This window comes from Microbacterium sp. MRS-1 (assembly GCF_000585455.1).
GTDB lineage: Bacteria > Actinomycetota > Actinomycetes > Actinomycetales > Microbacteriaceae > Microbacterium > Microbacterium laevaniformans.
This window is the reverse complement of sequence record NZ_JAUF01000006.1, coordinates 1-15,323: the sequence shown is the minus strand read 5'-3', so window position 1 is coordinate 15,323 and position 15,323 is coordinate 1. Positions and strand designations below refer to the sequence as shown.

Below are 15,323 nucleotides of genomic sequence, written 5' to 3'. Positions count from 1 at the left end.
CCCCCTGCTCGCCCCGCGCCGCCTACGATGGCGTGGTGCCCGTCGCCGACCGTCCCCGTTCCGTCGGCGAGATCATCGCTCCGCGCCGCCTCGGGCGTGACTTCCGCTGGTTGCTGAGCTCGTCCTGGACGAGCAACCTCGGCGACGGGATCGCCCTGTCGGCATCCCCGTTGCTCATCGCCTCGCTCACGAGTTCGCCGATCCTCGTAGCCGGCGGTGCCATGATGCAGTACCTGCCATGGCTGCTCTTCGGCCTGTTCGCGGGGTCTGTGGCCGACCATCACGACCGCCGCCGGCTCGTCATCGTCGCGAACGCCCTGCGCGCCCTCGTCGTCGCCGGCCTGGTCGTGTTCCTCGTGACCGGCGCCGTGAGCGTGTGGATCGTGCTGGTGGCCGCGTTCCTGTACGGAACGGCGGAGGTGTTCGCCGACACGGCCGGCAGCACGCTGCTGCCCATGCTCGTGCGTCCCGCGGATCTCGGTCTCGGCAACGCCAGACTTCAGGCCGGCTATCTGGTGGCGAACCAACTCGCCGGTCCACCGCTGGGCGCGTTCCTGTTCGCGGTGGGATCGTTCTGGCCGTTCGTCACCCAGATCATCTGCGTGACACTGGCCATCGTGCTCATCGCACGCATCGCCCGCACGCCGGTCCCGGATCGCGACGCGGCGGATGCCGAGCGGCCGGCGCAGCCGATCCGCGAGGGTCTGCGGTGGCTGCGGGCGAACCCGCCCGTCCGCACGCTGGTCATGATCATCCTGGTCTTCAACATCACGTGGGCGGCACCCTGGGGCATTCTCGTGCTGTACGCCACCGACCATCTCGGCATGGGTCCGGTCGGCTACGGAGCGCTGACGACGGCATCGGCTCTGGGTGGGCTCGTCGGTGTCGGGATCTTCGGCGCGCTCGAGAGGCGCGTCTCGTTCGCGACGCTCATGCGGGTGTGTCTGACGCTCGAAGTGATCATGCACCTCGCCTTCGCGCTGACGACGGTGCCCGCGATCGCGTTCGTGATCATGTTCGGCTTCGGCGTGTACGCGTTCGTCTGGGCGACGATCTCGACCACCGTCCGCCAGCGCCTCGTACCGTTGACGCTGCAGGGCCGCATCGCGTCGGTGAACATGGTCGGCGTCTTCGCGGGGCTCGTCATCGGTCAGGCCCTCGGCGGCGTGATCGCTCAGACCTGGGGCCTCACGGCGCCCTGGTGGTTCGCGTTCGGCGGATCGGCGTTGACGCTCCTCCTCGTCTGGCGCTCGATCTCATCGATCGCCGCGGCACGGCCCGTGCTCGACGACGCGCAGCTTCCTGAGGAGAACGCACCTTCCTGAGGACGAGTTCCGGCCCAGGAATCCTCGAGATCCGTCATCTCGTCAGCATCCGACGCGTCAGCATCCGACGCGTCAGCATCCGACGCCTCAGCGGGTGCGGTGGATCCGCCGCTCCTCGATGCGCTGCACGAGGTCGCGACCGAGCTCGTCGAGGCGGTCCGCCCAGGGGCCTGCCATCTCGCGGCGCGCCGCACGGCGGAAGAGCTCCTCGACACTCACCCATTCGCTCTCGCACACCTCGAGCGGATCGAGGTCGAGATCGTCGTCGTCAGCGATCCGGGCGGCGTAGAGATCGAAGAGGGCGGATTCCTCGACGACCCTCCCGACGAGAACGAGATCCTCGGGCGCGACCCGCAGACCGGTCTCCTCGGCGAGCTCACGCGACGCGGCTTCGACGCTCGTCTCACCTGCGAGGGCGCTGCCGGCCGGAAGCTCCCACGCGAGCGGCCAGTCCTTCGTCTCCGCACGGCGCGTCATGAGCACCGACCCGTCGCTGAGCTCGACGCACACGGATGCCACGACGTGGAAGGCTCCCGCGGGCACCGGGTCGGCACGACGATGAGTGATCCCGAGCGGCGCGCCGCTCTCGTCGGTGAGATCCCAGAGCTCTTCGCCCGACACGGTCAGTCCTCGAAGGCGCCGTAGACGGCGAGGGTGTTGGATGCCACCTGCGCGCACAGCTCGTCGAGCGGCATCCGCAGCTCCTCGGCCATGAAGCGCACCGTCACCGGAACCAGGTACGGCGCATTCGGCCGACCGCGAAGCGGCGTCGGGGTGAGGAACGGTGCGTCGGTCTCGACGAGGATCCGCTCGCGCGGCGTCACCGCCAGCGCGTCGCGCAGGTTCTGCGCGTTCTTGAACGTGATGTTGCCCGCGAAGCTCAGCCAATAGCCGCGGTCGGCGGCGATGCGCGCCATGTCGGCGTCGCCGGAGAAGCAGTGGAACACCGTGCGCTCGGGAGCCCCGACCCGATCGAGGGTTTCCAGAACGGGGTCGTGGGCGTCGCGGTCGTGGATCTGCATCGCGATGCCGTGCTTCTTCGCCAACGCGATGTGCGCCTCGAAGCTCTCGAACTGCGCTGGACGGCCCGTCTCGTCGGTGCGGAAGAAGTCCAACCCCGTCTCACCGATCGCCCGCACGCGCGGCTGCGCGGCGAGTTCGTCGATCACGGCGATGGCCTCGCCGAGCATGCCCTGCTCGGCATACGCGGGTGCTTCGTTGGGATGTATCGCCACCGCCGCGAGGACGCGCGGGTGGGATGCCGCGGCCCACGCCGACCACCGGCTCGACGCGATGTCGCCGCCCGCCTGGACGGCACCGATGACGTTCACCTCTGCGGCCCGACGCATCTGCTCGTCGAGCGGGAGACCCTCGCCGTCCTCGATCTCGAGATGCGTGTGATTGTCGTAGACGGCGACCGGCAGCGGCTCGGGCGCCGGCGGATATGACACGTCGCGTGAGCTCTTCTCGCGCACGCGGACGTACGTCGACGGATCAACGGCGTCGCTCACCGGCATCCCCTCTCCTCTTCGATCCGGCGCGCTGTTCCCCCCGCGCCTCCGTGTCCCACTCTCTGTCGAATAGAGCACTTGCGCACAGCACCTTTGGGGACATGCCGCCCCGCAAGTGGGACACGATGGAGGGGACGGGTGGGACGGGTCAGGGCTGCTCGATCCGCGGGAACAGCGGCTCGATGCCGTTGACGCTGGTGCCGGGCACAAGGACTCCCCAGCTCCCGGCTTCGCGCAGCGGCTGATCCTGCAGACGCCCCGCGTGCCCGAGCGCGACCCACAGCTTCTCGGTGGCGATCGGCATCACGGGGCTCAGCAGCACCGCGAGCGCACGCAGACCCTCCGCCGCCGTGTAGAGCACCGTCGCAAGACGGGCACGCTGAGCGTCGTTCTTCGCCAGCGCCCACGGGGCGTTCTCGGTGATGTAGCCGTTCAGCGCATCCACGATGGTCCAGATCGCCGCGATCGCCTCGTCCGGACGGAAGCGCTCCATCGCCGCATCGGCCGCCGACGCGGCATCCGCCACGGTCCTCTGGATGCCGAGATCGCCCTCCGTGTACGCGGCAGGCGGCGGCACGATGCCCGCGAAGTACTTCTCGATCATCGCCGTCGTCCGCGACGCCAGGTTGCCGAATCCGTTCGCGAGCTCCGCCTGGTAGCGCGCCGAGAGGTCCTCCCACGAGAACGAGCCGTCCTGGCCGAACGCGATCGCCGACAGGAAGTAGAAGCGGTAGGCGTCCGAACCGAACACATCGGTGATCTCGGTCGGGGCGATGCCGGTGAGCTTCGACTTCGACATCTTCTCACCGCCGACCAGCAGCCAGCCGTGCGCGAAGACACCGCGGGGCACGTCGAGACCGGCAGCCATCAGCATCGCGGGCCAGATCACCGCGTGGAAGCGGAGGATGTCCTTGCCCACGACGTGGAAGGCCGGCCACCGTCGCTCGAACTGCACGGGATCGGTGCCGTAGCCCACCGCGGTCGCATAGTTCAGCAGCGCATCCACCCATACGTAGATCACGTGTGACGGGTCCCACGGCACGGTGATGCCCCAGTCGAACGCCGAGCGCGAGATCGACAGATCCTTCAGCCCCGAACGCACGAACGAGACGACCTCGTTGCGCGCCGACTCCGGGCGCACGAAGTCGGGCTCCGTCTTGTAGAGCTCGAGCAGGCGGTCCTGGAACTCGCTGAGCTTGAAGAAGTAGTTCTTCTCCTGCAGCAGCTCCAACGGCTTCGAGTGGATCGCGCAGACCTTGAGCCCCTCGAACGCACCGGTGCCGTCGACGATCTCCGCCTCCGGCTTGAACTCCTCACAGCCCACGCAGTAGAGCGCCTCGTACTCGCCGGCATAGATGTAGCCACGGTCGTAGAGCGCCTTCACGAACTGCTGCACGCGCTCCTCGTGGCGCGGCTGCGTCGTGCGGATGAAGTCATCGTTCGCGACGTCGAGGGTCTTCAGCAACGGGAACCACGACTCGGTGACGAGCTTGTCGACCCACTCCTGCGGAGTCACTCCGTTCGCGGCCGCGGCGCGCAGCATCTTCTGCCCGTGCTCGTCGGTGCCCGTGAGCATCCACGTGTCGTCCCCCGCCTGGCGGTGCCAGCGCGCGAGCGTATCGACGGCGACCGTCGTGTACCCGTGTCCGATGTGCGGCAGGTCGCTCGGATAGTAGATCGGCGTCGTGATGTAGAAGGACTGACCAGATGTCACCCGACGAGTCTAGTTCCGGGCGACGCGCCGACTCCCGCGTGTGACGTCGAGCCGTCGGTGCGTCGGTGCGCTTCTCAGGCGCTTTCGCGGACGACGAGCGTGGTCGGCAGCACGACGGCATCCGGATCGCCGCCGGCGATCGCATCCAGCACCATCTCGACCATCGTGGCGCTGATCTGGGCCCACGGCTGGCGGATCGTGGTCAGCGGCGGCGTGTGCGCCGCCGCAAGCCCCGAGTCGTCGAAGCCGGCCAGCGCGACGTCCTGAGGAATGCGTCGCCCCTGCGCGGCGAGCATCTGGGCGGCACCGACGGCGAGCAGGTCGCTCGCCGCGAACACCGCATCGACGTCGGGCGCACGCTCGAGAAGTCGAGTCATCGCCTCCGCGCCGGCCTCACGGGTGAAAGGCACCACTTCGACGAGGTCCCCGTCGAAGCGGTCGCCGAGTTCGTCGCGAAAGCCGTCGAGGCGGAAGCGGCCGCTGGGGGTGTCGAGCGGTCCGGTGATCAGCGCGATGCGGCGGTGCCCGCCATCCATGAGATGCCGCGTCATGGTGCGTGCCGAGCCGACCTCGTCGATGGCGACGTGCGCAACGGTGCGCCCTTCCCACAGCGGGATGCCCGAGCACACGGTCGGCACGCCCGCGTTCACCAGCGAGCCGAGCAGATCGTCGGATTCGTGAGAGGAGACGAGCAGAACGCCGTCGACGTGACCGGCGCGCACGTATCGGGCCGCGTTGGCCTGTTCGCGCTCGGTGTCGGCGATGAGGAGCACGAGCGTCATCCCGCGCTCGGAGACCGCATCGGTCGCCCCTCGCAGCAGCAGCGCCATGTTCGGATCCGACAGCAGGACGTGCTGGGACTCGGTGAGCAGGAACGCGAGCGAGCCGGTCTTTCCGGTCGCGAGGCTGCGCGCAGCCTGATTGGTCGTGTAGCCCGTGGAGACGATCGCGGCATCGACGGCGGCGCGGGCTTCGGGCGACACCCAGTGCCCTCCGTTGAGCACGCGCGAGACCGTTCCGTACGAGACGCCGGCCGCGGCGGCGACGTCGCGGATGGTCGGCTTCTTCGGCACATCGCTGGGTGTCACGAGAGCCGACTCTACCGGTGTCTACAACGAATCCGGCCACAACAGCACCCTTCACTGTAACCGATCACAGTCCAATGACTGTAACCGGTCACAGTTCCATAACGAACCCGTGATCGCGCGCTTTTCGACCGCACAATGGAGGCGTTCGCACCCGGTGCGACATCACGACAGGGCGGCGGAGCAGCCGAGCTACGGCCCCTCTCCCCCTGTGATCCCAGAGAGAGGCACACCGATGAAGGTGAAGAAGAAGGGCGCCGTCGCCCTCGGACTGCTCGTGGCGTCCGGCATCCTGGCGCTCGCCGGCTGCTCCGGCAGTACGACCGCACAACCGACGACCAGCGGCGACGCACAGGCCGCCACCAGCGGCGAGCTGACCGTGTGGGTCGACGCCGACCGTGCTCGAGCGCTCGAGGATGTGGCGAAGAAGTTCGAGCAGGAGAAGGGCGTCAAGGTCAACCTCGTCGTCAAGGACTACGGCAAGATCCGCGACGAGTTCACCGCACAGGTGCCTACGGGCAAGGGACCCGACATCACGATCGGCGGGCACGATTGGATCGGCGCGTTCGTCAAGGACGGAATCGTGGCGCCGGTCGAACTGGGCGACAAGGCAGCCGACTTCGAGAAGGTCGCCATCGAGGCGGTCACCTACGACGGCAAGACCTACGGCCTTCCGTACGCCATCGAGAACATCGCCGTGCTGCGCAACACCGCGCTGGCCGACTCCACCCCGGCCACCTACGACGAGATGATCACGAAGGGCCGCGCCGCCGGCACGGAGTACCCGTTCGTCGTGGGCCTGGACCCGCAGGCGTCCGACCCGTACCACCTGTACCCGTTCCAGACGTCCTTCGGCACCTCGGTCTTCGGACGCAACGCCGATGGTTCGTACGACGCGAGCAAGCTGACGATCGGCGACGAGGGCGGGCAGAAGTTCGCCGCGTGGCTCACCGCGCAGGGAGACACCGGCACCAAGGTGCTGAACCTCAACCTCTCCGGCGACCTGGCCAAGGAAGCCTTCAACGCCGGCAAGTCGCCGTACTTCCTCACCGGCCCGTGGAACGTCGCCGACGCCCAGAAGGCCGGCATCGACGTCGCGGTCGACGCGATTCCGACGGCGGGCGGCGGTGACGCACAGCCCTTCGCCGGCGTGCAGACGTTCTTCGTGAGCGCGAAGAGCGCCAACGCGCTGATCGCGAACGAGTTCCTCGTGAACTACATCGCCACCGCCGACGTGCAGACGGCTCTCTTCAAGGCCGGCGGGCGTCCCCCGGCACTGACCGCCGCGTTCGACGCCGCCAAGTCCGACCCGATCGTCGCCGGCTTCGCCGAGGTCGGCGCGAACGCGGTGCCGATGCCGTCGATCCCGCAGATGGGCTCGGTGTGGGACGACTGGGGCAAGACGGAGGCCGCCCTGATCAAGGGCGGCGGCGACCCCGCCGCCCAGTGGACCCAGATGGCCGACTCGATCGCCGCCAAGCTCGGTTGACCCCGTGCGGAGGGGTGGGCTCACGCTCACCCCTCCGCACCCCGATCCCCCCACGTTCCGACAGGAGTCGAAGATGACTGGCCCCACGATCGCCGCGCCGCCCACGCGCGCGCCCGAAGACCGCGCCGCGGCACGGCGCCGCCGACGCGCCGAGGCCTGGGCGGAAGCCGCAGGCGCCGGGTGGAAGGTCTGGCTGGTCAAGATCGTGTGCCTGGGCGTCATCGACGCGATGGCCGTCTATGCGATCCTCGTCCTGCTGACCAAGGACAGCGTCGTCATCGCAGCGGTCGTTGCCCTCGGCATCCTCGCGATCAACGTCGTCTACCTGAAGCCGGGCCTTCTGCCTGCCAAGTACCTGACGCCGGGCCTGGTCTTCCTCTTCGTCTTCCAGATCTTCGTGGTCCTGTACTGCATCTACATCGCGTTCACGAACTACGGCTCGGGACACGTGTCGACGAAGGACGACGCCGTCAACGCGCTGCTCATCCAGAACCAGCAGCGCGTCGAGGACTCGGCCGCCTATCCCATGTCGGTCCTCGAGAAGGACGGCGCCCTCTTCTTCCTCGTGACCACTCCCGACGGCACCGCCGAGATCGGCAGCGCCGACCAGCCGCTCGAGGCGGCATCGGATGCCGAGTTCACGGGCGGCCGCGCGGCGGCGCTTCCCGGGTACACCACCTTGAACTTCGCTCAGCTCGTGGCCAACCAGGCGACGATCTCGTCGATGGCGGTGCCGTTCTCCACCGATCCCAACGACGGCACGCTCCAAACCCGCGACGGCTCGACGGCCTACCAGTACGTCTCCACGCTCGTGTGGGATGCCGCCGCAGGCACCATGACGAACACGCAGACGGGCGTCGTCTACACGGACAACGGCAACGGCTCCTTCGCCTCCGCAGATGGGCAGACCCTCGCCACGGGATGGCAGGTCTGGGTCGGCGTCGACAACTTCGTCCGGGCGTTCTCCACCGAGTCGATCCGTGGGCCCTTCCTCGCCGTGCTCATCTGGACGTTCGTGTTCGCCATCCTCTCGGTGGCGACGACCTTCGCGCTCGGCCTGTTCCTCGCGATCGTGTTCAACGATCCGCGGATGAAGAGCAAGAAGTACTACCGGGTCATCATGATCCTGCCCTACGCCTTCCCTGCGTTCCTGTCGGCGCTGGTCTGGCAGGGAATGTTCAACCAGGACTTCGGCTTCATCAACCAGTCCATCCTCGGAGGTGCGTCGATCCCCTGGCTGCAGGATCCCCTGCTGGCGAAGGTGTCGATTCTCGTCGTGAACCTCTGGCTCGGCTTCCCCTACATGTTCCTCGTCACGACGGGTGCCATCCAGGCGATCCCCGACGACATCCAGGAAGCGGGGCGTGTCGACGGCGCCGGTGTATGGCAGATCTTCCGCCACATCAAGTTCCCGTTGCTGCTGGTGTCGGTGGCGCCGCTGCTGATCTCCTCGTTCGCGTTCAACTTCAACAACTTCAATCTGATCTACATGCTCACCGGCGGCGGCCCGCGCTTCGCCGACGCGTCGATCAACGTCGGCGCGAGCGACATTCTGATCTCGATGGTCTACAAGGTGGCCTTCGTGGGAGCCGAACGCGACTACGGCCTGGCCAGCGCGTTCTCGATCATCATCTTCGTGCTGGTGGCGGTCATCTCCTACCTCAGCTTCCGCCAGACCAAGGTGCTCGAGGAGCTGAACTGACATGACCACTGCTGAGACCCTCCCCGTCACCGGCACGGCAGCGACCCCGCCGAGCCCGACCGTCGCCCACGAGACGCGTCGCCGGTTCGGCCGGTGGTTCCGCGAGACCGGCTGGCGCCACCTCGTCGGCCTCGCGATGCTCGTCTTCTCGGCGTTCCCGCTCGTCTACGTGCTCTCGGCCTCGCTCAACCCGGGCGGGACGCTGCTGACGGCCAACAGCCTGTTCGCCACGGTCGACATCGGCAGTTACATCGCCCTGTTCCAAGACCCGCTGCGCCCGTACGGCAACTGGTTCGTCAATTCGGTGTTCATCGGGCTGACGACGTCGTTCTTCACCGTCGTGCTCTGCGCGCTCGCCGCCTACGCCTTCTCGCGCATGCGCTTCACCGGCCGCCGTTTCGGACTGCTGACGCTGCTGCTCGTGCAGATGTTCCCTCAGCTGCTCGCCGTGGTGGCCATCTTCCTGCTGATGTCGGCGATCGGCGACATCTTCCCGGCACTGGGTCTGAACTCCCAGATCGGGTTGATCATGGTCTATCTCGGCGGCGCGCTGGGCGTGAACACGTTCCTCATGTACGGCTTCTTCAACACCGTGCCGGCCTCGATCGACGAGGCGGCGAAGATCGACGGCGCCGGGCACGCTCGCATCTTCTTCACCATCATCCTGCGCCTGGTCGCCCCCGTGCTGGCTGTGATCGGCCTGTTGTCGTTCATCGGCACCATGAACGACTTCCTCATCGCGTCCGTCGTCCTCGTCGATCCCGACAAGCAGACGCTGGCGGTGGGGCTGTACCAGTTCGTCTCCCAGGAGACGGCGCGCAACTGGAGCGTGTTCGCTGCCGGCGCCGTGCTCGCGGCGATCCTGCCGATGGCACTGTTCCTGGGCCTCCAGCGCTTCATCGTCGGCGGCCTCACGGCCGGCTCGGTCAAGTAGCGCACGACCCGACCCGCGCCGCACATCACACAATCAGAGGGCTCTGCCACGGATGTCCGTGCAACCACGTCGCACCAGTGCCGACGTGTTGTCGGCGTTCCACGGAGGTTCTCATGATCGATCCCACCTGCCCGCACCACGACGGCTCGCCGTTGTACGTCTCGCACCCCGATCCGGCTCTCGGCGACGAGGTGACCGTCCGCCTCCGCGTGCCCCGCGCCTACGGCGGAGTCGACCGGGTCGTGGTGCGCAGCAACCCCGACCACGAGCCGGCGTGGGTGGAGGCCGAGTGCGACGGCGAACGGGACGGGTGGCAATGGTGGTCGGCGCGGATCGTCGTCGCCAACCCGCGCCACGGCTACCGCTTCCATCTCGTCCGCAGCGACGCGACGGTGCAGATCCTCAACCAGGGCGGGCTCAGCGACGTCGACGTCCTCGACGCGCAGGACTTCGCCCTCGTCGCCGGCAACCCGCCGCCGCCGTGGATGGCCGACACCGTGCTGTACCAGATCTTCCCCGATCGTTTCGCGCGATCGGATGCCGCAGCCGACCGCCCGCTTCCGCAGTGGGCGATCCCCGCAGCCTGGGATGACCCGCTGGATCCCTCCCACCCGGGTCGCAGCCGGCAGCTCTACGGCGGAGACCTCGACGGCGTCGTGGACCGGCTGGACCACCTCGTCGATCTGGGTGTGAACGCGCTGTACCACACGCCGATCTTCCCCGCGGAGTCGAATCACCGATACGACGCCGCCAGCTTCGATCACGTCGACGAACTCCTCGGCGGCGACGAGTCCTACCGACGTCTCATCGAGGCAGCGCACGCGCGCGGCATCCGCGTGATCGGCGATCTCACCACCAACCATTCCGGCGTCGCCCATGAGTGGTTCCGCAACGCGTACGGCCGGCCCGATGCGGCGGAAGCCGACTTCTACTACTTCCACGATGCGGCCCACACCACCTACGAGACGTGGCTGGATGCGGCGACGCTGCCGAAATTCGACTGGAACAGCGCCGAACTGCGGCGCCGGTTCATCGAGGGACCCGACTCCGTCGTCGCCCGCTGGCTCGCGCAGCCGTACGGAATCGACGGATGGCGCATCGACGTCGCCAACATGACCGGTCGACTCGGCGCCGAAGACCTCAACGCCGTCGTGCGCCAAACGGTGCGCCGGACGATGATCGAGGTCTCGCCCGACACGCTCCTGCTCGCCGAGTCGACGAACGATGCCGCCAGCGACCTGCAGGGAGATGCCTGGCACGGCGGCATGACCTACCCGGCGTTCACTCGCGGCGTGTGGTCGTGGCTCGCGGAGCCCCGACGCATCCCTCACCGCGGCTTCGACGGCCGCGTCAGCGATGAGATGTGGTTCTTCGGACTGCCCACCGGGATGCCGCGGTACACCGCGCAGCAGTTCGTGCGCCAGCTCCGGCTCTTCACCAGCCAGATTCCGTGGCGTGTGCAGCGCGGGACGATGTCGGCCCTCGACACCCACGACACCGCCCGGTTCGCCACCTACGCCGCGGCGGAGATGATCCCGCTCGCCGTCGGTCTGTCGATGACGCTGCCCGGCATCCCCGTCGTCTACGCCGGCGACGAGTTCGGACTCGAGGCCGTGGACGGTGAGATGAGCCGCACCCCACTCCCCTGGGAGCACATCGGCGAACCCGAGATCGCCGCCCGCATCGGCCTCTACCGTGAGCTCATCGGCCTTCGTCGCGCGCACGCGGCGCTCTCGACGGGCGGCCTGCGCTGGTTGCACGCGGACGACGATGCGCTCGTGTTCATCCGCGAGAACGCGGACGAGGCGGTGCTGGTCCTCGCCGCTCGTACCGACGTCGAGATCCGTCTCAACATGGCCCTGGTCGGCGCGGCGACGGCCAGGGCCGCGCGCTATGCGGCAGGGACGGTCGAACTCGTCGCGGATGACGGCGCGGTGCGCCTGCACGGCAGAGGAGCGAGCTTCGCCGTCTGGACGCTGCCGGGCGTCACCGCTCCGCCCGCGCGTGCGGAGCGGTCCGTCGCAACGCCGGAGGCCTTCGCGCAGTTGGGCGGTCCCGCCGTCTGAGCGGGCATCACCGCGAGGCGAGCACCGCCTGGTAGAGGTCGCGGCTGGACAAGCCGGTCGCTGCCGCGACCTCGGCAGCGGCGTCCTTCAAACGGACGCCGTCGGCCACGAGGGCCTGCACCTGCGCGACAGCGTCCTCGGCCGACACGTCGCGAGCCGGCGCTCCGCCGACGACGACGACGATCTCGCCGCGGACCCCCTCGCGGGCCCAGTCGGCGAGGGCTGCCAGACCGTCGCGGACGACCTCCTCGTGCAGCTTGGTGAGTTCCCGGCAGACGGCGGCGGGCCGATCGGCACCGAAAGCGGCGGCCATGGCGTGCAGCGTCTCGGCCAGACGCGACGGCGCTTCGAAGAAGACCATCGTGCGCGGCTCGCTCGACAGCAGAGCGAGAGCGCGTGCACGCTCGCCGGCCTTGCGTGGCAGGAATCCCTCGAAGGTGAAGCGATCGGTGGGCAACCCGGCCACGGCGAGCGCCGTGACCACGGCGCTCGGTCCCGGCAGTGCCGTGACCGCGACGCCCTGTGCGACGGCCTCGGCGACGAGGCCGTACCCCGGATCACTCACGGTCGGCATCCCCGCATCGCTCAGAACGAGCAGGTCCTCCTCACGCGCACGGGCGACGAGCTCGGCCGCACGCTGCTTCTCGTTGTGGTCGTGAAGGGCGACCAGCCGCGGACGATTGGCGATGCCCAACCCCTGCAGCAGCCGTTGTGTCGTGCGGGTGTCCTCGGCGGCGATGACGCTCGCCTGCTCGAGGGCGGCGACGAGCCGCGCCGACGCGTCGCCCAGATTGCCGATGGGAGTCGCACCGAGGATGATCACCGCTTCAGCTTAGGCTGGTGGCCGTGTCGACCACCGCCGAGCCGATCCCACCGCTGCTGCCACCCGTGCGCCGGTCTGCGTACGACCGTTGGCGCGAGCGCGTCGCGGACGATCCACGACTCCAGCGGTTGTACGGATGGCTCGCTCCGCTGGCGGTGACGCTGCTCGCCGGCATCCTTCGCTTCTGGAACCTCGGGCATCCGCACGTGCTGGTCTTCGACGAGACCTACTACGTGAAGGACGCGTGGAGCCAGTGGAATCTCGGCTATGCGGCGACCTGGCCCGACGGCGCCGATGCACGATTCGCGGCGGGCGAGACGAACATCTTCACGAGCGATCCGAGTTTCGTCGTCCATCCCCCGCTCGGCAAGTATCTCATCGGCTTCGGCATGTGGCTGTTCGGACCCGACAGCTCCTTCGGCTGGCGAGCCATGACCGCACTGTTCGGCACAGCCCTCGTGCTGCTGCTCTTCCTCGTCGCGAAGACGCTGACGAACTCGACGGTGTTCGCGACCGTCGCCTCCTTCCTCCTCGCGATCGACGGCCTCGGCATCGTCATGAGCCGGGTCGCGCTGCTCGACGTGTTCCTGGCGTTCTTCATCCTGCTGGCGTTCTGGTTCGCCCTTCTCGATCGTCGACGCCACCTCGACCGCCTCGCCGCCGCGATCGTCGCACGCGGGGTGGATGACGGGCCTCCCGCATGGGGCGCCGTGCTCTGGAACCGTCCGTGGATCATCGCCGCAGGGGCCGCCGCCGGCGCGGCGACAGCGGTGAAGTGGTCGGGGGTCTGGGTCCTCGCGGCCATCGGGCTCTACCTCGTCGTCACCGATGCCCTCGAACGTCGACGACTCGGCATCACCTTCTGGCCGATGGATGCCGTGCGGCAGGGACTCGCCTCGTTCGTGCTGCTCGTGCCGGTCGCCTTCGTCGTGTACCTCGGGTCGTGGGCCGGATGGCTCTTCAGTGACGGCGGCTACGACCGCAAGGTCGCCGAGATCAGCCCCGCGATGGGGTTCTTCTCCTGGGTGCCGCTTCCCCTGCAGAGTCTGTGGAAGTACCACGAGACCATCTACGCCTCGATGGCGGGCATGACCTCCCCGCACAGCTACTCCAGTGCGGCGTGGGCGTGGCCGTTCCTCTGGCGTCCGACGTCCATGTACGCGTTCTCCAGCCCTGACGGCAAGAACGGCTGCAGCGGCGACAACGGCTGCCTGCAGGTGCTGTACAGCATGCCGAACCCCCTGCTGTGGTTCGCCTCGGTCATCGCCGCGCTGTACCTGGTCTACCGCTTCGCCGTCGCTCGCGATTGGCGCTACGCGGTGGTGCTGGTCGGCATCGCAGCCACCTGGCTGCCGTGGCTGATGTACCCCGAGCGCACGGTGTTCCAGTTCTACACGATCGTGATCTGGCCGTTCCTGCTGCTGGCGCTCACCTTCGCGCTGCGGGAGGTCGCTGGCGCGGCCCACGCGCTGCACGAGCGCCGCACGGCCGGACAGCGGGTCGTGATCGTCTTCCTCGTCGCGGCGGTCGTGCTGTCGGCGTTCTGGTACCCGCTGTGGTCTGCGACGCAGGTGCCCTACGACTTCTACCGCCTGCACAACTGGATGCAAGGGTGGGTCTAGCACCTATCGAGAACGATTCTCGATAGGGTGTGTGCGGGAGGACGGATGCCGCACACACGCGAACCCGCCGGCACCGCGGCAGGCCGCGTTCCCGTCGTCGCCGTGACAGGCCACCTCGGCGCGGGGAAGACGAGCCTCGTCAACCACCTGCTGCGCACGCCCGGCGCTCGCCTCGGCGTTGTCGTGAACGACTTCGGCGCCCTCAACGTGGATGCCGCCCTCGTGACCGGTCAGGTCGATGAGGCGGCCGCGATCTCCGGTGGCTGCGTCTGCTGCCTGCCGGACGCGGGCGGACTCGACGATGCGCTGGGCCGGCTGGCCCATCCGCGGCTGCGCCTGGACGCCATCGTCGTGGAGGCCAGCGGCGTCGCAGAGCCCGCCGCGCTCGCCCGGCTGATCCGCTTCAGCGGCGTCGCCCGCGTACGCCCGGGCGGCGTGGTGGACGTGATCGACGCCCCGAACCACTTCACGACGATCGACTCCGGCGACGATGTGCCTGCGCGCTACGCGACCGCGTCGCTCGTGGTGATCGGCAAGACCGATCTGCTGCCGGCATCCGAGCGGGCATCGACGATCGCGCGGATCGCCGGGCGTGTGCGCTCACGCAATCCCCGCGCACACCTGACCACGGCGCGCGCCGGAGCGATCGACCCGGCCCTCGTGTTCGACGTGGCCGATCGCGACGACCCGATCGACGAGCTGCCGCTCGCGCGCATCACTCGCGAGGCCCACCACGGCCCCGGCCACCACGCGCATGAGCACGCACGCTCCGCCTCCGTGCCGCTGCGCGCGCCGGTGTCGCCCTCGGCGCTCGTCGATCTGCTCGAGCACCCGCCCCGCGGGGCGTATCGCCTCAAGGGGCGGGTGCGCGTGCAAGGCGCCGGCCGCGATCACGGCTATCTCGTCGACGTCGTCGGCTGGTCGATCCACGTGTCCGCACTGCCGTCACCGCCCGAGATCGGCGAACTCGTCGCCATCGGCGTCGACCTGTCCCGCGTCAAGTAGTTGGCAGGATTTCTTCTGTTTCAAAGGTGGGGGTGGTGGGGTCGGCC

The 15,323-nt window shown here is 68.5% G+C and carries 12 protein-coding genes; 7 read left to right on the top strand and 5 right to left on the bottom strand.

The genetic code is table 11. From position 1 onward, the window contains the following. Positions 1-35: 35 nt before the first annotated feature. Positions 36-1,325 (top strand): MFS transporter, encoded by a 1,290-nt coding sequence (locus tag AS96_RS01060; RefSeq protein WP_036284691.1) that lies wholly within the window; start codon positions 36-38, stop codon positions 1,323-1,325. Positions 1,326-1,412: 87 nt separating this feature from the next. On the opposite strand, the gene AS96_RS01055 is transcribed toward AS96_RS01060, so the two are convergent. The 4 genes from AS96_RS01055 to AS96_RS01040 all read right to left on the bottom strand — a co-directional run bounded on the left by AS96_RS01055 (position 1,413) and on the right by AS96_RS01040 (position 5,638). Beyond that, the gene (locus AS96_RS01055) at positions 1,413-1,946 is read right to left on the bottom strand and encodes an NUDIX hydrolase (protein ID WP_051498709.1); all 534 of its coding nucleotides are present in this window, start codon (positions 1,944-1,946) and stop codon (positions 1,413-1,415) included. 2 nt (positions 1,947-1,948) lie between these two features. Beyond that, positions 1,949-2,842 (bottom strand): TatD family hydrolase, encoded by an 894-nt coding sequence (locus AS96_RS01050; protein WP_036284688.1) that lies wholly within the window; start codon positions 2,840-2,842, stop codon positions 1,949-1,951. A gap of 142 nt (positions 2,843-2,984) precedes the next feature. Continuing rightward, positions 2,985-4,550, bottom strand: coding sequence for a methionine--tRNA ligase (metG, locus tag AS96_RS01045; RefSeq protein WP_036284685.1), 1,566 nt, complete (start codon positions 4,548-4,550; stop codon positions 2,985-2,987). 74 nt (positions 4,551-4,624) lie between these two features. Then, positions 4,625-5,638 carry a LacI family DNA-binding transcriptional regulator gene (locus tag AS96_RS01040; RefSeq protein WP_036284683.1) on the bottom strand — a complete coding sequence of 338 codons (1,014 nt, stop codon included), beginning with the start codon at positions 5,636-5,638 and terminating at the stop codon, positions 4,625-4,627. Positions 5,639-5,870: 232 nt separating this feature from the next. Here AS96_RS01040 and AS96_RS01035 point away from each other — a divergent pair, with 232 nt between their 5' ends. The 4 genes from AS96_RS01035 to AS96_RS01020 all read left to right on the top strand — a co-directional run bounded on the left by AS96_RS01035 (position 5,871) and on the right by AS96_RS01020 (position 11,826). After that, positions 5,871-7,124, top strand: a complete 1,254-nt coding sequence (locus AS96_RS01035; RefSeq protein WP_036284680.1) for a sugar ABC transporter substrate-binding protein — start codon at positions 5,871-5,873, stop codon at positions 7,122-7,124. Positions 7,125-7,197: 73 nt separating this feature from the next. Then, positions 7,198-8,826: an ABC transporter permease subunit gene (locus tag AS96_RS01030; RefSeq protein WP_036284677.1), complete on the top strand. Its 1,629-nt coding sequence runs from the start codon at positions 7,198-7,200 to the stop codon at positions 8,824-8,826. Between the two features lies 1 nt (position 8,827). Beyond that, entirely contained in the window at positions 8,828-9,760 is a 933-nt protein-coding gene (locus AS96_RS01025) for a sugar ABC transporter permease (RefSeq protein ID WP_036284674.1), read from the top strand. Between the two features lie 113 nt (positions 9,761-9,873). Beyond that, the gene (locus AS96_RS01020) at positions 9,874-11,826 is read left to right on the top strand and encodes a glycoside hydrolase family 13 protein (protein WP_036284671.1); all 1,953 of its coding nucleotides are present in this window, start codon (positions 9,874-9,876) and stop codon (positions 11,824-11,826) included. A 7-nt stretch (positions 11,827-11,833) separates the two neighbouring features. Here AS96_RS01020 and rsmI read toward each other — a convergent pair whose 3' ends face one another. Then, entirely contained in the window at positions 11,834-12,649 is an 816-nt protein-coding gene (gene rsmI / locus AS96_RS01015) for a 16S rRNA (cytidine(1402)-2'-O)-methyltransferase (protein ID WP_036284668.1), read from the bottom strand. A gap of 23 nt (positions 12,650-12,672) precedes the next feature. Between rsmI and AS96_RS01010 the strand changes: the two genes are divergently transcribed. Together AS96_RS01010 and AS96_RS01005 are read left to right on the top strand one after the other, a co-directional pair. Beyond that, entirely contained in the window at positions 12,673-14,271 is a 1,599-nt protein-coding gene (locus AS96_RS01010; protein ID WP_036284867.1) for a dolichyl-phosphate-mannose--protein mannosyltransferase, read from the top strand. 45 nt (positions 14,272-14,316) lie between these two features. Then, positions 14,317-15,276 (top strand): CobW family GTP-binding protein, encoded by a 960-nt coding sequence (locus AS96_RS01005; RefSeq protein ID WP_231477030.1) that lies wholly within the window; start codon positions 14,317-14,319, stop codon positions 15,274-15,276. The last annotated feature ends 47 nt before the right edge of the window (positions 15,277-15,323 follow it).